We start from the raw sequence: 24,616 nt of genomic DNA on the forward strand, positions 1-24,616 counted from the left end.
GCTGCACCGCGTGTACCGACGCACGCAAGGATCAGCCGATTCTCGGCATGACGATCATCACGGACATGAAAAAGGACGGTGACGGCTGGGATCACGGGCAGATTCTCGACCCGGAAAACGGCAAGCTGTACAAGTGCAAGATGCGTCTGGAAGACGGCGGCAACAAACTGGTGGTGCGCGGCTATATCGGCGTATCGCTGCTGGGCCGCTCGCAGACCTGGGTGCGTCAGCAGTAACGGCCTGCAAGAAAAAAGCGGCCGGACGATGGGGATCGTCCGGCCGCTTTTTGCATGATGTGGGCTTGCAGGTACGTCATCTAGCGTGCGTGAACGGCGACGACGCGAATGCGAATGGCGACGACGGCAGCAGGTTCGGCGCTGCCGGCTGATAGACAGCAGGCAAGACTTTTTCCACCTTCTGTGCCTTCCCTGCTTTGTCTACCTTCGACCGCTTCAACTCGGCGCTCACGTGCGTACGCATGCGCGCTTCCATCAGTTCACACAGGTCTTCACTAGCCGCGCCGAACAACTGATCCATCACGCGTTTGAGTACACCGGATCCGTACCACGCCTTGAAACGACGATGACAAGTCTGATACGACGGATATTTGCGCGGCATGGCCGACCAGGTGGCGCCGCTATACATCACCCAGAGCACGCCGTTGAGCACCGAACGTGTGTTGGCAAGCGGCCGGCCGCGCAGTTCGGAGCGCGGACGCAGTTCCGGAAGCAGGGGCGCGATGCGTTGCCATTCTTCGTCATTGATATCGCGGTACGGGTTCATGGCTTCTCCTTTGTCAAAACCGTGACGAAGAAGATAGCCAGTCGTTCGCAGACCGAAAATAAGACCAGTCCGAATCTTGAAAATACGACGCCCGACACTGCGTGTCCGCTGAGCGGGCCGTGATCTATCGCAAAACTGTCACGGCCCGTCTCGGGTAGACGCTCAGGTCAGCGAGGTATCGACGATCCGGCGCGGCGCGTCGAGATACTCTTTCGATTGCATCTCGACGATACGCGAGACCGTGCGCGTGAATTCGTTGGCCATCGGACCGTCGACATAGAGCTGCTCGGGCGGCACCGCCGCGGACATCAGCAGCTTGACCTTGTGGTCGTAGAACACGTCGATCAGCCACGTGAAACGGCGCGCTTCCGAAGCCATCCGCGCCGACATCTGCGGCACCGCGGACAGAATCACCGCATGAAAACGGCTCGCCAGTTCCAGATAGTCGTTCTGCGAGCGCGGGCCGCCGCACAGCGTCGCGAAGTCGAACCACACTACGCCGTCGGCCTTGCGCAACGCCTTCAACTCACGCTTCTCGATATGCAGGATCGGACTCTCGTCCGGCACCGCGGCGAGCCGCGAGAACGCGTCGCGCAGCGCCTTGTCGGCGGCGGCGCCCAACGGCGAGTGATACACCTCGACCTGCGCGAGCGTGCGCTGCCGGTAGTCGACGCCCGCGTCGACGTTGATCACGTCGAGCTTGTTCTTGATCAGCTCGATGGCCGGCAGCATGCGATCGCGATGCAGACCGTCCGGATACAACGTGTCGGGATCGTAGTTGGACGTCATCACGAACTGCACGCCGTTCTCGAACAGCTTGTCGAGCAGACGGTAAAGGATCATCGCGTCGGCGATATCCGATACGTGGAATTCGTCGAAGCAGATCAGCCGGTAACGTTTGGCGATGCGCCGCGCGAGTTCGTCGAGCGGGTCGGCGGTGCCCTTCAGCTCTTCCAGTTCGCGGTGCACTTCGCGCATGAACTCGTGGAAATGCAGGCGCGTTTTGCGCTGCACCGGCACGATCATGTAGAAGCTGTCCATCAGGAAGCTCTTGCCGCGTCCTACGCCGCCCCACATGTACACGCCGCGCGGCGGATCGGGGCGGTTGATCAGTTTCTTGAACGCATTCGAGCGGCGCGCCTTGTACTCGACCCACTCTTCATAGCACCGCTGCAGACGGTCGACCGCCGCGCGTTGCGCCGGGTCTGACTGGTAGCCCCGCGTCTGCAGTTCTTTTTCGTAGTATTCGGTGACGTTCATTGTGTTGCTGCAAAAAGAAAGGCGGGAGGGAGTGAACCCGCCCGCCTTCGTGGTGATGCCAGAGAACTGTCTGTCAGTCAGGCGTGCGCGTGATTACATGTTCAGCGCGCGCTTGTCGACGGCCAGCGCCGCTTCGCGCATGACTTCCGACAGCGACGGGTGCGGATGGCAAATCCGGCCGATGTCTTCCGACGCCGCCTTGAATTCCATCGCCACCACGGCTTCCGCGATCAGGTCCGATGCGTTTGCCGAGATGATGTGCACGCCCAGCAGTTCGTCGGTCTTCGCGTCGGCGATCATCTTGACGAAACCATCCGCCTTGTTGATGCCCAGCGCGCGGCCGTTCGCCATGAACGGGAACTGGCCCGTCTTGATCTCGCGACCTTCCGCCTTCAGCGCCTGTTCCGTCTTGCCGACCCACGCGATTTCCGGTTCGGTGTAGATCACCCACGGAATGCAGTTGTAGTCGATATGCGGCTTCTGACCGTCGATGATTTCGGCGACCAGCACGCCTTCGTCTTCAGCCTTGTGCGCGAGCATCGGGCCACGCACCACGTCGCCGATCGCGTACACGTTCGGCACGGCGGTCGCGCAGTGGTCGTCGACGTCGATGAAGCCACGCTCGTTGGCCTTCAGGCCGATCGCTTCGAGGCCCAGGTTGTCCGTGTTCGGCACGCGGCCGATCGACACGATCAGGCGGTCCGCTTCGAGCTTCTGCGCGTTGCCGTCCTTGTCCGTGTAGTTCAGCGTGACGCTGTTGTCGGTCGTGGTGACTTCGCCGACCTTCACGCCCACGTGAATATCCAGACCCTGCTTCTTGAACTGCTTGGCCGCTTCCTTCGCGAGTGCCTGGTCAGCCGCGCCGAGGAATTCCGGCAGCGCTTCGAGCACCGTGACGTCAGCGCCCAGACGGCGCCACACCGAACCCAGCTCCAGACCGATCACGCCGGCGCCGATCACGGCCAGCTTCTTCGGCACGGAGTCGAAGCTCAGTGCGCCTTCGTTGTCGGCGACGATCTTGTTGTCGACCGGAATGTTCGGCAGATGGCGCGCCTTCGAACCCGTCGCGATGATCACGTTCTTCGCGGTGACCGTTTCAGTTTCGCCTTCGCCGCTCACTTCGATCTGCACGCCGGCGTCGGTCTTGCCGGTGAACTTGCCATGACCCTTGAGCCACGTGATCTTGTTCTTGCGGAACAGGAACTCGATACCCTTCGTCATTTTCTCGACGATGCCTTCCTTGCGGGCCAGCATCTTCGCGATATCGACCTGCACGTTTTCCACGGAAATGCCGTGGTCGGCGAGGTGATGCGACGCGTTTTCAAACTCTTCCGACGACGCGAGCAGCGCCTTCGACGGAATGCAACCCACGTTCAGGCACGTGCCGCCGAGCTTCAGCGCGCCGGCCGGGTTCTTCCATTTTTCGATACATGCAACCGTCTTGCCGAGCTGTGCGGCGCGGATTGCAGCAATGTAGCCGCCGGGGCCTGCGCCGATCACGACGACGTCAAATTCTTTGGACATGACAATCCTTTGGATGGCGGAACGGCGCGCGGCCACGCTTCGCGGCGCGTGTCGTTCCTGTACTGCGGAATGCTGGAGGCGTACTGCTTACCTGATGTTTGCTCGCTCTGCTTATATGGCGACGGCTCGCGCCAGGGCAAGCCGTCGCCACGCCGAAGCGACGATTACAGGTCGAGCAGCAGGCGCGCCGGATCTTCCAGCGCATCCTTCATCGCGACCAGCGACAGCACCGCTTCGCGGCCGTCGATGATCCGGTGGTCGTACGACAGCGCCAGATAGTTCATCGGGCGGATCACGATCTGGCCGTTCTCGACCACAGCGCGTTCCTTGGTGGCGTGCACGCCCAGAATCGCGGATTGCGGCGGGTTGATGATCGGCGTGGACAGCATCGAACCGAACACACCACCGTTCGAGATCGAGAACGTACCGCCGGTCATTTCTTCGATCGACAGCTTGCCGTCCTTGGCCTTCTGGCCGAATTCGGCAATCTTCTTTTCGATTTCGGCGAGGCTCAGTTGATCCGCATTGCGCAGGATCGGCACCACCAGACCACGCGGCGAACCGACAGCGATACCGATGTCGAAGTAGCCGTGATAGACGATGTCGTTACCGTCGATCGACGCGTTCACCAGCGGGAACTTCTTCAGCGCGTGAACGGCCGCCTTCACGAAGAACGACATGAAGCCGAGCTTCACGCCATGTTCCTTTTCGAACTTGTCTTTGTACTTGTTGCGCAGATCCATCACCGGCGCCATGTTCACTTCGTTGAACGTCGTGAGGATGGCGTTGGTTTGCTGCGACTCGAGCAGACGCTCGGCGATTCGCGCACGCAGACGCGACATCGGCACGCGTTGTTCCGGGCGGTCCTTCAGCCACTGGTCGGCCGAAGCCGGCGCCTTGACGTCCGGCAGCGACGGCTTCGCAGCCTTCGGTGCAGCGGCCGGTGCCGGTGCAGCCTTGGCAGCAGGCGCGCCTGCGGTCAGCACGTCGCCCTTGGTGATGCGACCGTCGCGGCCCGTGCCCGACACGTCGCCGGCGCCCAGACCCTTCTCGGCCATCAGCTTGCCGGCAGCCGGCGAAGCTGCGGTGTTCGCACCCGTTGCGGATGCGGCTTGAGCAGCCGGAGCCGGTGCAGCGGCCGGTGCGGCAACCGGTGCCGGCTTGACTTCGGCTTCGACAGCAGCAGCGCCTGCCTTGCCTTCGGTGTCGATCTTCGCGATCACCTGATCGGCGGTGACGGTATCGCCGTCGTTTGCGATGACTTGGGCGAGCACGCCCGCGGCCGGTGCCGGCACTTCGAGCACGACCTTGTCGGTCTCGATTTCGATGAGAATTTCGTCGATCGCAACAGCCTCGCCGGGCTTCTTCTTCCACTGCAGCATCGTGGCTTCCGAAACCGACTCGGAGAGCTGGGGAACCTTGACTTCAACAATAGACATTATGAATATCCTGAATACGTATCGGGTGACGGCGCGATCTAGCTACTCGACGACGCCTGCGAACCTGGCGTGCCGCGAATGAGCCGTATTACGGACCACTCGATGCGGCACGGGAAAGCGCATTGCGCTTTCCCGGTTCGGTTCTAGTTATTTAGCGATCGACGCGCTCTTGAGGCGGCCGAAAGCGCCTTCGACCAGCGCCTTCTGCTGCTCGTAGTGCTTCGCGTAGTAGCCGACTGCCGGCGAGGCCGAAGCCGGACGGCCGCTGTATGCCAGCTTCTGTCCTTCCTTCATGCCTTCCTTCAGGTGGTGCTCGATGTAGAACCACGGGCCCTGATTCTGAGGCTCGTCCTGCACCCACACCACTTCGGTCGCGTTGTCGTACTTCTTGATTTCGGCTTCGAACTGCTTGTGCGCGAACGGATAGAGCTGTTCGATACGGATGATCGCGACGTCGTTCGACTTCGATTCGCGGCGATGCGCGACGAGGTCGTAGTACACGCGGCCCGAGCAGGCCACCACGCGCTTGACCTTCTTCGCTTCGATCGCTTCGTCCACTTCGCCGATGATCGGTTGGAACGCACCCTTCGCGAGTTCCGACAGATCCGACACGGCTTCCTTGTGGCGCAGCAGCGACTTCGGCGTAGCGACGATCAGCGGCTTCCTGAACAGGCGGATCATCTGGCGACGCAACAGGTGGAAAATCTGCGCCGGTGTAGTGGGTTGAACGACCTGCATGTTGTGGTCTGCGCACAGTTGCAGGAAACGTTCGATACGCGCCGACGAGTGCTCCGGACCCTGGCCTTCATAGCCGTGCGGCAGCAGCATCGTGAGACCCGACACACGGCCCCACTTCACTTCGCCCGACGAGATGAACTGGTCGATCACGACTTGCGCGCCGTTCACGAAGTCGCCGAACTGCGCTTCCCACGCGACGAACGTGTTCGGTTCAGCGGTCGAGTAGCCGTATTCGAAGCCGAGCACCGCTTCTTCCGACAGCACCGAGTCGATCACCGTGAACTTCGCCTGACCTTCGGCGATGTTCTGCAGCGGCACATACGTGCCGTCGTTCCAGCGTTCGCGGTTCTGATCGTGCAGCACTGCGTGACGGTGCGTGAACGTGCCGCGGCCCGAGTCCTGGCCGGTCAGGCGCACTGCATAGCCCGATGCGACCAGCGACGCGAATGCGAGGTGTTCGCCCATGCCCCAGTCGAGCTTCGCTTCACCGCGACCCATCGCGCGACGGTCGTTGATGACGCGCTCGACCAGCGGGTGAACCTTGAAGTTTTCCGGGATCGTGGTGACGCGCTCGGCGAGACGCTTCAACTCAGCCAGCGGCACAGCCGTATCGGCTGCGTCGGTCCACTTGCGGTTCAGGAACGGAACCCAGTCCACCGCGTACTTGCTCTTGTAGTTCGACAGAACCGGGTCGACCGTGTGGTGACCTTCGTCCATCGCCTTACGGTACGCCTTGACGAATTCGTCGCCCTCTTCAGCCGTAATCACGCCTTGCTGCACCAGCTTTTCAGCGTACAGCGCGCGCGTGCCCGGGTGCTTGGCGATCGTCTTGTACATCAGCGGTTGCGTGACCGCCGGCGTGTCCTGCTCGTTGTGACCCAGCTTGCGGAAGCAGACGATGTCGACGACGACGTCCTTGTGGAACTGCATCCGGAAGTCGATAGCCAGTTGCGTAGCCAGCACGACCGCTTCGGGATCGTCGCCGTTCACGTGCAGCACCGGCGCTTCGATCATCTTGACGACGTCCGAGCAGTACAACGTGGAGCGCGAGTCGCGCGGGTCCGACGTCGTGAAACCGATCTGGTTGTTGATGACGATGTGCAGCGTGCCGTGCGTGCCGTAACCGCGCGTTTGCGCGAGGTTCAGCGTTTCCATCACGACGCCCTGGCCCGCGAAGGCCGCGTCGCCGTGGATCTGCACCGGCAGCACTTGCAGCCCGCTGTCGTCGCCGCGGCGATCCATACGGGCCTTCGCCGACCCTTCGACCACCGGATTGACGATTTCGAGGTGCGACGGGTTGAACGCGAGCGACAGGTGAACCGGGCCGCCTTCAGTCGACACGTCCGACGAGAAACCCTTGTGGTACTTCACGTCGCCGGCCGGCAGGTCGTCGTGGTGCTTGCCTTCGAATTCGGCGAACAGGTCGGCCGGCATCTTGCCGAGCGTATTGACCAGCACGTTCAGACGGCCGCGGTGGGCCATGCCGATGACGATTTCCTGGACGCCGTTCGCGCCGCCATGACGCACGACTTCGTCCATCGACGCGATGAAGCTTTCGCCGCCTTCGAGCGAGAAGCGTTTCTGGCCGACGTACTTGGTGTGCAGGAAGCGCTCGAGGCCTTCAGCGGCCGTCAGGCGATTCAGGATGTGCTTTTTCTTTTCGTTCGAGAAGTTCGGCGTCGAACGGATCGACTCGAGCTTTTCTTTCCACCAGCGCTTCTGTTCCGGATCGCTGATGTACATGTACTCGGCGCCGATCGTGCCGCAGTACGTGTCACGCAGCGCCTTGACGATCTCGCGCAGCGACGCGCGCTCGAATCCGAAATACAGATTCGTGGCGCTGAACTCCTGGTCCATGTCGGCTTCGGTGAAGTCGTAGAACGCGGGTTCGAGTTCGGGAATAGCGGGACGTTCGCGGCGCTTCAGGGGATCGAGATTGGCCCATTGCGAGCCGAGGAAACGATATGCGCCGATGAGGGACTGTACAAAAACCTGCTTGCGCGAGGTAGCGAGATCTTCGCCGCCTGCTGCCGTGCGCGGGATGAAGGCGTTGGCCTTGGCCCGTTGAGCAAACGATTCGACGATCGGGCCATGGGCCACGTCGTTGGCATTGCTGCCATCCGATGCAGGAACGTTCTGCAACGCGTCGAAATAGCTGCGCCAGTTCTCGGGCACTGACGCCGGATTATCGAGATACGCTTCGTACATTTCTTCTACGTACGGAGCATTGCCGCCGAACAGATAAGAGTTCGACTGGAATTGCTTCATCATTTTTACGCTCACCTTTCTTCGAGTTTCTCGAGAAATAGCGGGTTACAGAACCTTCCGCGACACGGCCTGACCGTTTAGCGGATTGCGCGAATCAAGTCTTGCTTGGAAGGACCTAAACTTTGCACCCGGGGAGCATATCACAGAACGGATAGTGCAGATAGCAGACGAACAGCCGCACAAGCCCGCCACGCCTGGCTTTCAGCCCGTTTGCGGGATGCGCAACAGTCTTCTGCGGAAAACGGGGACAAACGAAGCGTCAACCGCTGGCAATTGCTCGCAACCCGCGTCGACAGCTCTATCGGAGCAAGCCGGCACTGTAAGCCAGAAACGGCAAAAGCCGCCCGGAGGCGGCTTTTGCATCACAGCGTGCCGGCGAAGGCGAACGCCGATTTAGTCCACTGCGCCTTTACGGCTTGCGCTACGGCGCTCGTGTTCCTTCAGGTAACGCTTGCGCAGACGGATCGATTGCGGCGTGACTTCGACGAGTTCGTCGTCGTCGATGAATTCGACCGCGTATTCGAGCGACATCTGGATCGGCGGCACGAGGCGCACTGCTTCGTCGGTGCCCGACGAACGCACGTTGGTCAGTTGCTTACCCTTGATCGGGTTCACGACCAGGTCGTTGTCACGGCTGTGAATGCCGATGATCATGCCTTCGTACAGCGGCTCGCCCGGCGACACGAACATACGGCCGCGATCCTGCAGCTTCCACAGTGCATACGCGACTGCCGCGCCGTCGTCCTGCGAAATCAGCACGCCGTTGCGACGCTCGCCCACCGCGCCTTCCTTGACCGGCTGGTACGAATCGAACGTGTGGCTCATCAGGCCCGTGCCGCGCGTGAGCGTCAGGAATTCCGACTGGAAGCCGATCAGGCCACGCGCCGAAATACGGTACTCGAGACGCGTACGGCCACGGCCGTCCGACGCCATGTCGAGCATTTCGCCCTTACGGCGGCCCAGCTCTTCCATCACGCCGCCCTGGTGGCCGTCTTCCATGTCGACCGTCAGGTTTTCGTACGGCTCGTGCTTCACGCCGTCGACTTCCGTCATCACCACGCGCGGACGCGACACGGCCAGCTCGTAGCCTTCACGACGCATGTTTTCGACCAGAATGGTCAGGTGCAATTCGCCGCGGCCTGCCACTTCGAACGTGGTTTCGTCGCCGGTTTCTTTCACGCGCAACGCGACGTTGTGGTTCAGTTCCTTCATCAGACGATCACGAATCTGACGGCTCGTGACGAACTTGCCTTCGCGGCCGGCCAGCGGCGACGAGTTGACGAGGAAGTTCATGGTCAGCGTGGGCTCGTCCACCGTGATCATCGGCAGCGCTTCCGGCTGTTCCGGCGCGCAGATGGTCACGCCAATGCCAATTTCTTCGATGCCGTTGATCAGCACGATGTCGCCGGCTTCAGCCGAGTCGACCTGCACGCGCTCCAGACCCTTGAACGACAGCACCTGGTTGATCTTGCGGTTGAGGATCGCGCCGTCAGGGCCCGAACGCACGGCAACCGACATACCCGGCTTGATCGTGCCGCGCGTGATACGGCCGACGCCGATACGGCCGACATACGACGAATAGTCCAGCGACGTGATCTGCAATTGCAGCGGCGCGGCCGGATCGGCCGGGCGGACCGGCACGTGTTCCAGCACGGCTTCGAACAGCGGGCGCATGTCGCCTTCGCGCACGTCCGGCGCGAGGCCGGCGTAGCCGTTCAGGCCCGACGCGTAGACGATCGGGAAGTCGAGTTGTTCGTCGGTTGCGCCCAGCTTGTCGAACAGGTCGAACGTCTGGTTGATCACCCAGTCGATACGCGCGCCCGGACGGTCCACCTTGTTGATCACGACGATCGGCTTCAGGCCGAGCGCCAGCGCCTTCTTGGTCACGAAACGCGTTTGCGGCATCGGGCCTTCGACCGCGTCCACAAGCAGCAGAACCGAGTCGACCATCGACAGCACGCGCTCCACTTCGCCGCCGAAGTCGGCGTGGCCCGGCGTGTCGACGATGTTGATGTGCGTGCCTTCGTACTCGACCGCGCAGTTCTTCGACAGGATCGTGATGCCGCGTTCCTTTTCGATGTCGTTCGAGTCCATCACGCGCTCGACAACCGCCTGGTTGTCGCGGAAGGTGGCGGTCTGGCGGAGGAGCTGGTCGACGAGCGTGGTCTTGCCGTGGTCGACGTGGGCAATGATGGCGATATTGCGTAGGGCGCGAGTCATAGGAACCTGGAGACAGTTGAGTGCGCCAGCAGCAGCATTTGTGTACGAAGCCAACAAAGCCCAAAGCGCACTTTTGGGAACCCAACATTATAGCACGGGGGAATGAAGCTTTCTGGTATTCCCTGATAGACCGACAGTGTTCGCCGCAGCAGCCCACCAGACAAGGCGCAACCGCTTGTGCGGCAAACCCTACGCAAAACCGCGTCGATTGCGGCTTGAGCGCGAATAGTTCCTTGCCTAAGCTGTAATAACGCTTGCCGTGTCAATAAACCGATCGCTATAATCCTGCCTAGTCAACCATTGCTTTCGCACGAGAATCATGACGGAGCCGTCCTCAACACCCGAGCCAGACCTCAGTGAGTATCAACTAGGGGAAAGCGTCGGATACCTGCTGTCCCGCGTGAAGTCGACCATGTCGAACCTGATCACCCAGCGCAGCATGACCGAACTGGGCATTACGAGCCAGCAGGGCAGCATCCTGTTCATGGTGGCGAGCGGCAAGTGCCTGCTGGCGGCCGAACTGGCCCGTGAATACGGGATTGACGCAAGCGCGGTCACGCGTCTGGTCGACCGACTGGAAAAGCGCGGGCTGCTCACACGCATACGCAGCAGCGAAGACCGGCGGGTCGTGCGCCTCGCGGTGACGCCGGAAGGCCACTCGATCGCCTGCCGGATGCCCGCCCTTTTCAATGGCGTACTGGACAACCTGCTCGGCGGTTTCACGCCCGAAGAAGTGGGCTTTCTGAAAAGCATGCTGCGCCGGGTGCTGATCAATTCCGGCGAGCACACGGCACTCATTCGTGACGCAGCAAGTAATTCCGATAGCAAGCCATAAGAAATTGCTTGCAGTGTCCATCATTAAAATTCAATAGAGAGCCTGAGTGATGAAATCTCTTTCCCTGTCCGCGCCCGCGCTGCCAAGCCGGGCCGCCGTCGCCGCCGCGGTGACGGCGCTGGCCCTCACGGGGTGCGCGAACTACTTCGGTATGAAGAGCGACAAGCAGATCTCGTCGCCGGCTCAGTACGAGTCGTCGCAGAGCCTGTCGGGCCAGGGCGGCCAATGGCCGTCGCTCGACTGGGCCAACCAGTTCGGCGACCCGCAACTGTCCAAACTGATCGCGGAAGCGCTGGAAGGCAGCCCGTCGATCGCGCAGGCGCAAGCGCGCGTCGCCAAGGCTTCGTCGTATATCGAAAGCTCGCGCTCGGCGCTGTATCCGAAGGTCAACGGCAGCTATTCGTGGAATCGCGAGCTGTTCTCGGGCAACGCGCTCTACCCGCCTCCGTACGGCGGCACCTGGTATAGCGAAAACAACGTGCTCGCGAGCGCGTCGTGGGACCTCGACCTGTGGGGCAAGAATCGCCAGCGCCTGGGTCAGGCCGTGTCGCAGGAAAAGGCCGCCGAGGCCGATATGCAGCAGGCGCGCATCACGCTGGCGGCGTCGGTGGCGAGCACGTACAACCAGCTCGCGCAGTTGTACGCATTCCGCGATATCGCCGCGCGTGAAATCGCCAACCGCCAGGATATCGGCCGGATCACCAACGGCCGTGTCACGGCCGGTCTCGACACGAACGTCGAGCGGCAAACCGCGAACGGCAACATCGCGACCAGCCAGTCGAATCTGACCGACCTCGACGGTCAGATCACCGTGGTGCGCTACCAGTTGGGCGCGCTGCTCGGCAAGGGTCCGGATCGCGGCCTGCAGATCGCGCAGCCGACGCTGACCGGCGGCAGCGCCGTCGCGTTGCCGGACAACCTGCCGGCCGATCTGGTCGCGCGCCGCGCAGACATCGTCGCCGCGCGCTGGCAAGTCGAAGCCGCGATGCACGACGTGAAAGAAGCGAAGGCCGAGTTCTTCCCTGATATCAATCTCGCCGCCGGCTTCGGTTTCGACGCGTTCGGCTGGGGCCGCTTCCTGACCTCGGCGAGCCGTCAGATCCAGTTCGGACCGGCGATCCACCTGCCGATCTTCGACGCCGGCGCGCTGCGCTCGCAATTGAAGGGCCGTTACGCGGATTTCGACCTCGATGTGGCGAACTACAACCAGACGCTGATCAACGCGCTGTCGGACGTCGCGACGCAAGTGTCGTCGATCCGCTCGATCGACCAGCAGCAAGGCGACGCTCAACGCGCGTTGGACGCGTCGACGAAGGCCTATCAGCTGGCGGTGATCCGCTACAAGGCCGGTTTGTCGCCGCAACTGCAGGTGCTGACCGCCGACCAGAACCGCCTCTCCGCCGAACAGACGGTGACGAGCCTGAAGATGCGCCGCCGCGATATGCAGATCGGCCTCATCAAGGCGCTCGGCGGCGGTTTCGACGCAACGCAAACCGGCCTCGTGGTGCCGACCGATGCCCCCGCATCGGCCACCGCCGCGACCGCCGCCGCAAATTGAGTGGGTGAAGGCGAACGCACCGCCCACCGAACCGCGCACGAACACTCGCGAATAGTCGCGAATAGTCGCGAACACTCGCTGATACTCGAATAACGACGCTTGAGAGATACGGAGCACATCAATGAGCACCCCCCAGCAGCCCGCCGCCAACACACCGCCGGCCCAGCCACCGGCGAACAACAGCAAACGCACGCGCTTGATGGCGCTGCTCGTCATCGTGATCCTCATCGCCGCGATTGCCTATGGCCTGTATTACTTCCTGGTCGCGCGCTTCCATGAAGATACCGACGACGCGTACGTGAACGGCAACGTCGTGCAGATCACGCCGCAAGTCACCGGCACGGTGGTCGCCGTGAACGCGGACGACACGCAAACGGTCAAGGCCGGCGATCCGCTCGTCGTGCTCGATCCGGCCGACGCGCGCGTCGCACTGGAACAGGCCGAAGCGAATCTCGCGCAGACGGTGCGCCAGGTGCGCGGCCTGTTCGCCGACGACAACCAATACCAGGCGCAAGTCGCGCAGCGTCAGTCGGATCTGTCGCGCGCTCAGGACGATCTGAAGCGCCGTCTGACGGTCGCGCAAACCGGTGCGGTGTCGGCGGAAGAAATCTCGCACGCACGCGACGCCGTGAAGAGCGCGCAAGCCTCCGTCGACGCCGCGCAGCAACAACTGGCGTCGAACCGCGCGCTGACCGCCAACACCACGATCGCGAATCACCCGAACGTGCAGGCCGCCGCCGCGAAGGTCCGCGACGCGTACCTGAACAATGCGCGCAACAACCTGCCGGCGCCGGTCACCGGCTACGTCGCAAAGCGCTCGGTGCAGGTCGGCCAGCGCGTGTCGCCGGGCACGCCGCTGATGGCGATCGTGCCGCTCGGCGGCGTGTGGGTCGACGCGAACTTCAAGGAAGTGCAACTGAAGCATATGCGTATCGGCCAGCCGGTCGAACTGACGGCCGACGTGTACGGCTCGTCGGTGGTGTTCCACGGCAAGGTGGTCGGCTTCTCGGCGGGCACGGGTTCAGCGTTCTCGCTGCTGCCCGCGCAGAACGCGACCGGCAACTGGATCAAGGTGGTGCAGCGTCTGCCGGTGCGGATCGCGCTCGACCCGCAGGAACTTGAAAAGCATCCGCTGCGCATCGGCCTGTCGATGCAGGCGGACGTGAGCATCAAGGACGACAACGGCGGCCAGCTCGGCGAAGCGCCGAACACCATCTACCAGACCAACGTGTTCGCAAAGTACGGCGACGAAGCCGACGCCGAAATCGCACGCATCATCTCCGAAAACGCGGGTCCGAACGGCGGCTCGCAGAAGTCGGCTCAAGCTGGCGCCACGAAGACCGCCGCGAAGTGATGGACGCGGCATGACGATTCAAACAAGGCTTCTTTGATGGCTCAGGCTCAGGCTCAGGCGCAAGTCCCTCACCCGCCGCTCGAGGGCGCGCAACTGGTGATCGGCACCATCGCGGTGTCGCTCGCCGTTTTCATGAACGTGCTCGACACGTCGATTGCGAACGTGTCGATCCCGTCGATTTCGGGCGACCTCGGCGTGTCATCCGACCAGGGCACGTGGGTGATCACGTCGTTCGCGGTCGCCAACGCGATCTCCGTGCCGCTCACCGGCTGGCTCACCGACCGTATCGGCCAGGTGCGGCTTTTCATGGCGTCGATCGTGCTGTTCGTGATCTCGTCGTGGCTGTGCGGCCTCGCACCCACGCTGCCCTTCCTGCTCGCATCGCGCGTGCTGCAAGGCGCGGTGGCCGGCCCGATGATTCCGTTGTCGCAAACGCTGCTGCTCGCAAGCTATCCGCGCGCGAAAGCGCCGATGGCGTTATCAATGTGGGCGATGACCACCCTGATCGCACCGGTGGCGGGCCCGATTCTCGGCGGCTGGATCTCGGACAATATCTCGTGGCCGTGGATTTTCTACGTCAACATTCCGGTCGGCGCAATCGCCGCCGCGGCCACGTGGGCGATCTTCCGCAACCGCGACTCGGTCGTCAAAAAGGCGCCGATCGACGGTGTCGGCCTCGGTCTGCTGATTCTCTGGGTGGGTTCGCTGCAGGTCATGCTCGACAAGGGCAAAGACCTCGACTGGTTTTCGTCGACGACCATCATCGTGCTGACGCTGGTCGCGGTGATCGCGCTTGCGTTCTTTATCGTGTGGGAATTGACGGCCGAGCATCCGGTGGTGGATCTGTCGCTGTTCAGCCGGCGCAATTTCTCCGGCGGCACGATCGCGCTGTCGATCGGCTATGGGTTGTACTTCGGCAATCTCGTGCTGCTGCCGCTCTGGCTGCAAACCGACATCGGCTACACCGCGACCGAAGCCGGACTCGTGATGGCGCCGGTGGGGTTGTTCGCCGTGCTGCTCTCGCCGATCACCGGCAAGATACTGCCGCGCACCGATCCGCGCTATATCGCGACGCTGTCGTTCCTCGTGTTCGCGTTGTGCTTCTGGATGCGCTCGCGCTATACGACGGGCGTCGATACGTATTCGCTGTTGTTGCCCACGCTGATTCAGGGCATCGGCATGGCGGGGTTCTTCATTCCGCTGGTGTCGATCACGCTGTCGGGCTTGCCGGGTAACCGGATTCCGGCCGCGTCGGGTCTGTCGAACTTCGTGCGAATCATGTGCGGCGGCATCGGCACGTCGATCTTCCAGACCGCGTGGGACCATCGTTCGATCGTCCATCACGCGCGACTGGCCGCGCAGGCGAATGTGTACAACCCGGTTTTCGATCAGTCGATCCAACAGATGGGTGCCGCGGGTCTTACCCAGCAACAGGCGTACGGACTGTTCAACACGATGGCCACCCAGCAGGCCGCGCAGTTGGGCGTGAACGATCTGTTCTTCGTTTCCGCGGGAATCTTTATCGCGCTGATCGCGCTGATCTGGATCACCAAACCCGAGCGTGCAGGCGGCGATGCAGGCGCGGCGGCCGCAGCAGCGCACTGAGTTTTCGGCCTCAGTTGAAAAAAAGGCGGGACCGCTATCGAGCGGTCCCGCTTTTTTTCGTTGAAGCTACCTGTGCGTAGCGTCGCGTAGCGATCTAGCTTGTGGTTGTGGCAGTGACCACCAACCGCTCCGGCGCCAGCACGCCCTCGCCTTGCTTCGCAACGCCGAGCAACCGCCCTTCTGCCGCATACACCCGCACGCGCGGCGCGTTCAGCGCATCGGACGGAATCGTCAATTCAGCAAGCTTCAGCCGCTGACCGTGCAGGAAACGGCGGCTCGCGTCTTCGTCCAGATGAACCGACGGAAACGTGGACAGCAACGCGTCGACCGGCTGCAACCACGTGTCGCGCTCGCTTTCGGTCGCATCGGAGAGCGCGTCGAGCGTCACCGAATTGTCCAGCGTCAACGCGCCCACACCGGTGCGCCGCAACGCCACCAGATGCGCGCCGCAACCGAGCGCCTCGCCGATATCCTCGGCGAGCGTGCGCACATAGGTGCCCTTGCTGCAGGTCACGCGAAACGACACGTCCGGCAGCGCGCAGCCCAGCAGCTCGAGCGCGTGAATCGTCACCTGACGCCCTTCCCGCTCGACCGTCTGACCGGCCCGCGCGTATTCGTACAACGGCTTGCCGTCGCGCTTGAGCGCCGAGTACATCGGCGGGACCTGAACGATGTCGCCGAGAAACGTCGGCAGAACCGCCAGAACCGCCGCCTCGTCGCATGTCACGTCGCGCGTGTCGATTGCTTCGCCTTCGGCGTCGCCGGTGGTCGTGCGAATCCCGAGGCGCATGGTGGCCTCGTAGGTCTTGTCGGCTTCGAGCAAATCTTGCGAAAACTTGGTGGCTTCGCCGAAACACAGCGGCAGCAGCCCGGTGGCCAAAGGATCGAGCGTGCCGGTGTGGCCCGCTTTCTTCGCCAGATAGAGACGCTTCGCGCGAATCAGCGCGTCGTTGCTCGACAGGCCGAGCGGCTTGTCGAGCAGCAGTACGCCGTCGAGCGCGCGACGCGGCACGCGGGGGCGTTGAGGTGCGGTCATGTCAGAAAGACGGAGTCTTCGATGGATGCAGAAACAAAGCGGATAAGGAGGCGGACGCGAGCGAACAACGCCGCTCAGTCTTCTTTCGCGCGATTGGCATTCGCCTCGTCGATCAGACGCGACATTTCGACAGCCCGCTCGATCGTCTGGTCGTAGTGGAAATGCAGCGTCGGCACGGTGTGGATGTGCAGGCGCTTGAACAACTGGTTGTGCAGATGGCCGGCTGCGTGCTGCAGCGCTTCGAGCGTTTGCTGCGGATCGCCCGTCAGCGTCGTGAAGTAGACCTTCGCGTGCGCGTAGTCGGGCGTCAGCTCGACGCTCTGAATCGTGACGATGCCGATGCGCGGATCCTTGACCTCGCGCAGCAGTTCGGACAGATCGCGCTGGATCTGATCGGCGATCTGCACGTTGCGATTGGGAGAAGTACGTTTTTTAGGCATGGTGAATTCTGATCCGTTTGGACGGATGGCAAAAGATTTGACCGCGAGTTAAGCGCGGATCTTGCGGAGGCCCCAAAAACAACGGGCGGAGCGGGCGTTAAAGCCCGCTCCGCCCGTTTTAGCCGTGCCGCGTGATTACAGCGTACGCGCGACTTCGGTGACCTCGAAGACTTCGAACTGATCGCCTTCGACGATATCGTTGAAGTTCTTGATCGACATACCGCACTCGAAGCCTTGACGGACTTCCTTCACGTCGTCCTTAAAGCGCTTGAGCGAATCGAGCTCGCCCGTGAAGATGACGACGTTGTTGCGCAGCACGCGCACCGACGACGAGCGCTTGACGAAACCGTCCGTGACCATACAGCCGGCCACCGCGCCGATCTTCGGTACCTTGAAGACCTGACGCACTTCGACGGTACCCGTGACGACTTCGCGCTTTTCCGGAGCCAGCATGCCCGACATCGCGGCTTTCACTTCATCCACTGCGTCATAGATGATGTTGTAGTAGCGAATATCGACGCCATTGCTTTCCGCCAGCTTGCGAGCCTGCGCATCCGCACGGGTGTTGAAGCCGATAATGACCGCCTTCGAAGCCGTAGCCAGGTTGACGTCGGATTCGCTGATGCCGCCCACTGCACCGTGCACGATCTGCACGCGCACTTCGTCGGTAGAGAGCTTGAGCAGCGACTGCACCAGCGCTTCCTGCGAACCCTGCACGTCGGCCTTGACGATCAGCGGCATGTACGCCACTTCGCCTTCGCCCATCTGTTCCAGCATGTTCTCGAGCTTCGCGGCCTGTTGCTTGGCCAGCTTGACGTCGCGGAACTTGCCTTGACGGAACAGCGCGACTTCACGCGCCTTGCGGTCGTCCGGCATGACGATGACTTCTTCGCCTGCTTGCGGCACTTCCGACAGACCTTGAATCTCGACCGGGATCGACGGACCTGCCGACTTGGTCGGCTTGCCGGTTTCGTCGAGCATCGCTCGCACACGGCCATAAGCGCTACCTGCCAGCACCACGTCACCGCGGTTCAGCGTACCCGACTGGACCAGGATCGTTGCAACCGGACCCTTACCCTTATCGAGCTTCGCTTCAATGACCAGACCCTTGGCCGGCGCTTCGACCGGTGCCTTCAGTTCGAGCACTTCGGCTTGCAGCAACACGTTTTCCAGCAGTTCGTCGATGCCCGCGCCGGTTTTCGCCGACACCGACACGAACGGCGAATCGCCACCGTATTCTTCCGGCACGACGCCTTCCGCGACGAGTTCCTGCTTCACGCGGTCCGGATTCGCATCCGGCTTGTCGATCTTGTTGATCGCGACGACGAGCGGCACGCCGCCTGCCTTCGCGTGAGCAATCGCTTCCTTCGTTTGCGGCATCACGCCGTCGTCGGCTGCGACCACCAGAATCACGATGTCGGTTGCCTTCGCACCGCGAGCACGCATGGCCGTAAAGGCTTCGTGGCCCGGCGTATCGAGGAACGTGATGACACCGCGCGGCGTTTCGACGTGATACGCGCCGATGTGCTGCGTGATCCCGCCCGCTTCGCCCGCTGCGACCTTCGCGCGGCGGATGTAGTCGAGCAGCGACGTCTTGCCGTGGTCGACGTGACCCATGACCGTGACGACCGGCGGACGCGGCAGTGCTTCCGCATCGGAAATTTCGCCTTCGACCAGCATCGCTTCCGGATCGTCCAGCTTGGCCGCCACCGCATGGTGACCCAGTTCCTCGACGATGATCATCGCCGTTTCCTGGTCCAGCATCTGGTTGATCGTGACCATCTGGCCGAGCTTCATCATCGACTTGATGACTTCCGACGCCTTCACGGCCATCTTGTGCGCCAGATCGGCCACGGTGATGGTTTCCGGCACGTGCACTTCACGCACGATCGGTTCGGTCGGCGCCTGGAACGTGGTCTGTTCCTGATGCTTGCCGCGACCCTTCGGGCCGCCGCGCCAGCCGCGATCCACGCCGCCGCTCGTGTCGCCACGCGTCTTGATGCCGCGGCGCTTCGCTGCGTCGTCCTGCCAGCCGCCCTTGCCTGCGCCCGGCTTCTTCTTGTCGCCAGCCGACGGTGCGGGAGTAGCAGCCGGCGCTGCGGCGGCCGGCTTCTTCGCGGCCGGACGGGCCGGTGCTGCGCCTTCCGGACGTGCCGGTTTGTGCAGCGTGCCCTTGGCTTCCGCGGCCTTCGCCGGTTCGGCGGGCTTCGGTGCCGGTTCCGGCGCCTTGACCTGCGCCTTGCGCGGCGTGTTCATCATTTCGCGAATCGCGCGGGCTTCGGCTTCCGCCGCCGCACGGCGCTTCGAAACTTCTTCCTGCTCGGCGCGCGTTTTCTCGGCGGCCTGACGCGCTGCGTCTTCCGCTTTCTTCGCCGCTTCACGTTGCGCCGCGCGTTCTGCCGCTGCGCGATCGTCGTCCTGCTCGGCTGCCGGTTCAGCGGCCTTGGCGGGCGCTGCCGGCTCTGCCTTCGCAGCAGCGGGTTGCGCGGCCTGCGCCGGCTTCGCGGCTTGAGCCTGCTCGCGAGCCGCCGCTTCGGCTGCAGCCGCCGCACGCTTCTTCGCCGCTTCCTCTTCAGCGCGACGACGCTCGGCTTCGGCAGCCTGCTCACGCGCCTGACGCTCCGCTTCTTCGCGTTCGAGTTGTTCCTGACGCGCCTTCAGTTCGGCCGCCTGCTTTTCGAGCAGTTCGGCTTCGTGACGAGCTTCCTCTTCACGACGTTGAAGTTCGAGATCGTCGACGTCCGCCTCGGCCACATGATTCGATGCTTCCGCGCCTTCACCGACGGTTTCGTCGCGGCGGACGAAAGTGCGCTTCTTACGCACCTCGACCTGAATGGTGCGAGCTTTGCCCGTCGCGTCGGATTGCTTGATTTCCGACGTATGCCGTTTCGTCAGCGTGATCTTGCGCTTGTCCGCATCAGTCGAGCCGTGAGACTTGCGCAAGTGGTCGAGCAGACGCGCCTTGTCCGTTTCGGACAGGGTATCGTCTTCGCTCGCTTTGGTGACGCCTGCCGCCTGCAGCTGCTCAAGCAGCACGCCTGCAGGCATTTTCAGTTCCGCGGCAAATTGGGCTACGTTGTTACTCGCCATTCATTCCTCTTAATGCAAGGACCGATTCCTTGCGGTTAGCATCGGGTCATGCGGCCTGACGGCCGCGTTCAATTTAGTGCGCCATGGTCATTTCTCACTGGAACCAGTGTTCACGTGCTTTCATGATCAACGCCTTAGCGGCATCCTCTTCCATTCCGGTCATCTCGACCAGTTCATCCACAGCCAGTTCGGCGAGTTCGTCGCGCGTCTGGATCTGATGTTCGGCCAGCTTCGCGAGCAGGTCGGCGTCCATGCCGTCCAGGCTCTTCAGGTCGAGCGCTACATTTTCAACCTTTTCTTCATTCGCGATCGCCTGCGTCAGCAAAGCGTCGCGCGAGCGATTACGCAGTTCGTGAACGGTGTCTTCGTCGAAAGCTTCGATTTCGAGCATTTCGTTGAGCGGCACATAAGCGATCTCTTCGAGGCTCGTGAAGCCTTCGTCGATCAGGATGTCGGCCACTTCTTCGTCGACATCGAGACGCGCCATGAACAGGTCACGCAGTACGCCGCGCTCCTGATTCTGCTTCTGCGCAGATTCGTCCGGCGTCATGATGTTGATCTGCCAGCCGGTGAGTTCGCTGGCAAGACGCACGTTCTGGCCGCTGCGGCCGATCGCGACCGCCAGCTCGTTCTCGTCTACGACGACGTCCATCGAATGCTTTTCTTCATCGACGACGATCGACTGGACGGCTGCCGGCGCGAGCGCGCCGATCACGAACTGGGCGGGATCTTCCGACCATAGCACGATGTCGACGTTTTCGCCACCGAGCTCGTTACGCACGGCCTGCACGCGCGAGCCGCGAATGCCGACGCAGGTGCCGATCGGGTCGATGCGCTTGTCGTAAGCGACCACGCCGATCTTCGCGCGCACGCCCGGATCGCGAGCCGCCGCCTTGATTTCGAGCAGGCCCTGCTCGATTTCCGGCACTTCCATTTCGAACAGCTTCATCAGGAATTCGGGCGCCGTACGCGACAGTTCGATCTGCGGACCGCGAGCGGTGCGATCGACCTTCGCGATATAGGCGCGCACGCGGTCGCCCACGCGCAGGTTTTCCTTCGGAATCAGCTGGTCGCGGCGCAGCAGTGCTTCGACACGGCCGGTTTCGACGATGAAGTTGCCCTTATCCAGGCGCTTCACCGAGCCGGTCATGATGTGCTCGCCACGCTCGAGGAAGTCGTTCAGGATCTGTTCGCGCTCAGCGTCACGCACCTTTTGCAGAATGACCTGCTTGGCGGCTTGTGCGCCGATACGGCCGAATTCGATCGACGGCACCGGTTCTTCGATGAATTCGTCGAGCTGGATTTCCGGTTGCTGTTCGCGTGCTTCGAACAGCAGGATTTCCTGATCGGGTTCCTGCAGGCCGGCTTCGTCCGGCACGACTTTCCAGCGGCGAAACGTTTCGTGCTCGCCGCTTTCACGGTCGATATGAACGCGGATGTCCGCATCTTCTTCGAAGAGTTTCTTGGAGGCCGAAGCGAGAGCCGCTTCGAGCGCGGCAAATACCACGTCTTTGTCGACATTCTTCTCGCGTGCCAGCGCATCCACCAGCATCAACACTTCGCGACTCATTGTTTGCGGCTCCTAAAGTCAACTTTCGGAACGAGGCGTGCTTTGTCCATGTCCGCGAGCGTGAAATCGAGCATCGCGGCGCCTTCCTTCCCTTCAAATTCCAGACCGATCGTTTCGCCTTGCGGAGCATGCAGAATGCCCCGGTACGATTTCCGTCCGTCCAATGGCTTTTTCAATGTGATTACCACTTCGCTGCCTGCGAAGCGTTCAAAATCCGCCAGTTTCTTCAGCGGGCGGTCGAGCCCCGGCGACGATACTTCAAGCCGCTCGTAATCGATATTTTCGACCGTTAGAACGTGCTGGAGCTGACGCGTGACTTTCTCGCAATCTTCGATCGCAATGCCGGCAGGCTGGTCGATATAGATACACAACATGCCGCGCCCGGTGCGCTCGAGATCGACGAGCTCGTAGCCGAGTCCCACGACCGTGGTTTCAATCAGTTCCGTCAGTTGCACTTTGCCCTCTTAGATGTTCGCGCAGCGAGCCTGCCGCTTGTTTTGCAAACAACCAATGCGGGCCGCGCGCCTGGCCGGCGCACGTTCGTGCTACCCGAGATGCCGAACCACTTAAACTGAGCGGCAAAAAAAAATGGGCTAAACGCCCATCATCTTATTGCCGGTGGTCGCACCTGAGCCGCACATAAAAAGCCGCACGCCCAGCGACTCCGCGATTGTAGCCATTTTTCAGGACAAACGCAAACCGCTGAACCCCGTGCGAAGCGCATTTCCGCTTGATTTAATGGGAATCTTTCAACGATATGGCGATGCGCTACGCCTTTTACGACGGGGCTCGCGCAATGCCGAAGCTGTGCGGGACACGTGGAGTATGACAACCCCGCCCTCTTTTCCGCCCATACCGCGCTTTTATGCGTTGGATTAAACGCGCGGCATTCGTCGATCGATTCAGACGACGGCGCGGCTTGATTATCAGACGATGATCAGCGCGCGAACCGTCATGCAGACCTGCGTTGAAACCGATTAACGGCCGCGCGAACGGCCGCGCGGCGCACCGCCGCCACGATTGGCGCCGCCCGCGTTGGGGTTGCTGCCACCGGCGCGGTTCGCGTTACCGCCGCGATTGCCGCCGCCCGGCCCGCGACCGCCGCCGTTACCCGGGTTACCGCCGGGCGCGCCGGCACGCTTGCCGCCGCCAGCCGCACGATTGCCGTTGCCCGAAGGCGCGCGATTGCCGTCGACGTCACGGCCGCCGCGCGGGCCGCCCGTACCGCCGCCCATCGGGCCGCTGAAGCCGCCGGCTGCACTGCGGCCGGCACCGCGATTGCCATAGCCGCCACCGAAACCGGAGCCGCCTGCACCGCCCGCACCGCCGCCGAAGCCGCCGCCCGCCGGACCGCGCCGACCCTGCCCCTGGCCACGCGGCGTCTGCTGGTCGAAACGGCCATGCGACATCAGCACCGGTTCGCGGTTGATGAAGCCCATCGACGTTTGCATCGGATCCGGTTGACGACGCTCAGGCGCCGCACTGCGGCCACCCTTTTCTTCCGACGGCGCTTTCAGGCCGACCGATGCCATCAGCGAACGCACCTGGTTGTCCTCGAGTTCTTCCCAGCGGCCGCGCTTCAGGCCTTTCGGCAGCGAGATCGGGCCGTGACGCGTACGGATCAGGCGGCTGACCATCAGACCGGCCGCCTCGAACATGCGCCGCACTTCGCGATTACGCCCTTCAGCCAGCGCGACGTGATACCAGTGATTCGTGCCTTCGCCGCCGCCGTCGCGGATACGCAGGAAGTTGGCTGGGCCGTCTTCAAGCTCGACGCCGTGCAACAGCTTCTGACGCATGCCTTCGCCCAGCTCGCCGACCACGCGCACCGCGTACTCACGCTCGACGCTATAACGCGGATGCATGAAACGGTTCGCCAGATCGCCCGACGTGGTCAGCATCAGCAAACCTTCGGTATTGAAATCGAGACGGCCGACTGCGAGCCATTTGGCCGTTTTCATCGGCGGCAGTTTGTCGAACACCGACGGGCGGCCTTCCGGATCCGCGTGGCTGACGATTTCGCCGGTCGGTTTGTGATACAGCAGCACGCGCGGCGGCTTGTTGGCGAGCTTGCGCTTGACCGGCTTGCCGTTGATGCGAACCTGGTCGGTCGGCATGATGCGCTGGCCGATGTGAGCCGGCTCGCCGTTCACCGACACACGGCCGGCGACGATCAGCTCTTCCATGTCGCGGCGCGAACCCATGCCAGCTTCGGCCAGCACTTTGTGGAGCTTCGGCGCGTCGTCGTCCGCGGCCAGCACGCGCTTGGGCGCGACCGGCTTGCCACGGCGCAGCATCGGGGCGCGCACGCCGCCGCTCGCGCTGTTGTCCGCGTCGAACGCGGGTGATGTGACGTAGGAGAACAGATCGTCAGGGCTTGCCTCGGTTGCGACTGCCACCGGTGCTTCACTGCCGGCACCACGGCGATTCTGGCGCTGCGCGCCCTCGCGCGGCTGACGTTCACCGCGGCCGCCTTCGCGCGGCGCGCCGTCACGCTGACCGCCTTCGCGCTTCGCCCCGCTCGCATTGCGACGCGGGCCCTGGCCCTTGGCGCCGGCATCCTTGCGCGGCATGCGAACCTGCGCGACCACTTCGCCATCCGGCGGCGCCTCGGTAACCACCGGCGCGCCTTGCGCGGGTGCGCCTTCGGCGCCCTTCGTCTTCGCTCCGGCGCGGCGCCGCGCGATCAGGCTGCGTGGCCCACGACGCAGGCCGCGACGCGGACGGTCTTCGCCGTCTGCATCCGTGGTCTGCGCCGGGCGCTCGCTGTCGCCTGCCGACGCTTGCGTGGTGCGCGCTTCGTCAGCGCGCGCCGACGGCACGGCGCGCTCGGATTCGGACGAATCGGTGTCGTGGGTATGTGTCAAAACAACCTCAAAATGTCAGGTCGCGCGCG

Annotated in this window: 17 protein-coding genes; 5 read left to right on the forward strand and 12 right to left on the reverse strand. The window is 62.7% G+C overall.

What is annotated here, in order from left to right; all coding sequences use genetic code 11:
* Positions 1–236, forward strand: a 236-nt coding sequence (locus PQQ51_RS21380; RefSeq protein WP_408498811.1) for a DUF2147 domain-containing protein, incomplete at its 5' end; no start/stop codon positions are given.
* Positions 237–312: 76 nt separating this feature from the next.
* Here PQQ51_RS21380 and PQQ51_RS21385 read toward each other — a convergent pair.
* The 6 genes from PQQ51_RS21385 to typA form a co-directional block, all read right to left on the reverse strand.
* Positions 313–783: a transposase gene (locus PQQ51_RS21385; RefSeq protein ID WP_408498812.1), complete on the reverse strand. Its 471-nt coding sequence runs from the start codon at positions 781–783 to the stop codon at positions 313–315.
* Positions 784–945: 162 nt separating this feature from the next.
* On the reverse strand, positions 946–2,043 hold the full coding sequence (gene zapE / locus PQQ51_RS21390; protein WP_408498813.1) for a cell division protein ZapE: 1,098 nt from the start codon (positions 2,041–2,043) through the stop codon (positions 946–948).
* A gap of 93 nt (positions 2,044–2,136) precedes the next feature.
* Positions 2,137–3,567 (reverse strand): dihydrolipoyl dehydrogenase, encoded by a 1,431-nt coding sequence (gene lpdA / locus PQQ51_RS21395; protein ID WP_408498814.1) that lies wholly within the window; start codon positions 3,565–3,567, stop codon positions 2,137–2,139.
* A 164-nt stretch (positions 3,568–3,731) separates the two neighbouring features.
* Positions 3,732–5,006 (reverse strand): 2-oxoglutarate dehydrogenase complex dihydrolipoyllysine-residue succinyltransferase, encoded by a 1,275-nt coding sequence (gene odhB / locus PQQ51_RS21400; RefSeq protein WP_408498815.1) that lies wholly within the window; start codon positions 5,004–5,006, stop codon positions 3,732–3,734.
* 147 nt (positions 5,007–5,153) lie between these two features.
* Positions 5,154–8,015 (reverse strand): 2-oxoglutarate dehydrogenase E1 component, encoded by a 2,862-nt coding sequence (locus PQQ51_RS21405; RefSeq protein ID WP_408498816.1) that lies wholly within the window; start codon positions 8,013–8,015, stop codon positions 5,154–5,156.
* 390 nt (positions 8,016–8,405) lie between these two features.
* Positions 8,406–10,232, reverse strand: a complete 1,827-nt coding sequence (typA, locus tag PQQ51_RS21410) for a translational GTPase TypA (protein ID WP_408498817.1) — start codon at positions 10,230–10,232, stop codon at positions 8,406–8,408.
* A gap of 319 nt (positions 10,233–10,551) precedes the next feature.
* Between typA and PQQ51_RS21415 the strand changes: the two genes are divergently transcribed.
* The 4 genes from PQQ51_RS21415 (at position 10,552) to PQQ51_RS21430 (ending at position 15,584) form a co-directional block, all read left to right on the forward strand.
* Positions 10,552–11,067 (forward strand): MarR family winged helix-turn-helix transcriptional regulator, encoded by a 516-nt coding sequence (locus PQQ51_RS21415; RefSeq protein WP_408498818.1) that lies wholly within the window; start codon positions 10,552–10,554, stop codon positions 11,065–11,067.
* A 49-nt stretch (positions 11,068–11,116) separates the two neighbouring features.
* Positions 11,117–12,625 carry an efflux transporter outer membrane subunit gene (locus tag PQQ51_RS21420; RefSeq protein WP_408498819.1) on the forward strand — a complete coding sequence of 503 codons (1,509 nt, stop codon included), beginning with the start codon at positions 11,117–11,119 and terminating at the stop codon, positions 12,623–12,625.
* A 121-nt stretch (positions 12,626–12,746) separates the two neighbouring features.
* The gene (locus PQQ51_RS21425; RefSeq protein WP_408498820.1) at positions 12,747–13,979 is read left to right on the forward strand and encodes an EmrA/EmrK family multidrug efflux transporter periplasmic adaptor subunit; all 1,233 of its coding nucleotides are present in this window, start codon (positions 12,747–12,749) and stop codon (positions 13,977–13,979) included.
* A gap of 36 nt (positions 13,980–14,015) precedes the next feature.
* Positions 14,016–15,584, forward strand: a complete 1,569-nt coding sequence (locus PQQ51_RS21430) for a DHA2 family efflux MFS transporter permease subunit (protein WP_408498821.1) — start codon at positions 14,016–14,018, stop codon at positions 15,582–15,584.
* A gap of 94 nt (positions 15,585–15,678) precedes the next feature.
* Here the strand turns inward: PQQ51_RS21430 and truB are convergent, their stop codons facing one another.
* The 6 genes from truB to rluB all read right to left on the reverse strand — a co-directional run bounded on the left by truB (position 15,679) and on the right by rluB (position 24,587).
* Positions 15,679–16,620 carry a tRNA pseudouridine(55) synthase TruB gene (truB, locus tag PQQ51_RS21435; protein WP_408498822.1) on the reverse strand — a complete coding sequence of 314 codons (942 nt, stop codon included), beginning with the start codon at positions 16,618–16,620 and terminating at the stop codon, positions 15,679–15,681.
* A 74-nt stretch (positions 16,621–16,694) separates the two neighbouring features.
* Positions 16,695–17,060 carry a 30S ribosome-binding factor RbfA gene (rbfA, locus tag PQQ51_RS21440; RefSeq protein WP_408498823.1) on the reverse strand — a complete coding sequence of 122 codons (366 nt, stop codon included), beginning with the start codon at positions 17,058–17,060 and terminating at the stop codon, positions 16,695–16,697.
* 135 nt (positions 17,061–17,195) lie between these two features.
* Positions 17,196–20,150, reverse strand: a complete 2,955-nt coding sequence (infB, locus tag PQQ51_RS21445; RefSeq protein ID WP_408498824.1) for a translation initiation factor IF-2 — start codon at positions 20,148–20,150, stop codon at positions 17,196–17,198.
* A gap of 94 nt (positions 20,151–20,244) precedes the next feature.
* On the reverse strand, positions 20,245–21,720 hold the full coding sequence (gene nusA / locus PQQ51_RS21450; RefSeq protein ID WP_408498825.1) for a transcription termination factor NusA: 1,476 nt from the start codon (positions 21,718–21,720) through the stop codon (positions 20,245–20,247).
* Entirely contained in the window at positions 21,717–22,175 is a 459-nt protein-coding gene (rimP, locus tag PQQ51_RS21455; protein ID WP_007182297.1) for a ribosome maturation factor RimP, read from the reverse strand. The genes nusA and rimP overlap by 4 nt, the downstream gene beginning before the upstream one ends.
* Positions 22,176–22,697: 522 nt before the next feature.
* Complete coding sequence (gene rluB, locus PQQ51_RS21460; protein WP_408498826.1) at positions 22,698–24,587, reverse strand: 23S rRNA pseudouridine(2605) synthase RluB; 1,890 nt, start codon at positions 24,585–24,587, stop codon at positions 22,698–22,700.
* Positions 24,588–24,616 lie beyond the last annotated feature (29 nt).

The sequence above is a fragment of the Paraburkholderia xenovorans genome, assembly GCF_046030735.1.
GTDB lineage: Bacteria > Pseudomonadota > Gammaproteobacteria > Burkholderiales > Burkholderiaceae > Paraburkholderia > Paraburkholderia xenovorans_A.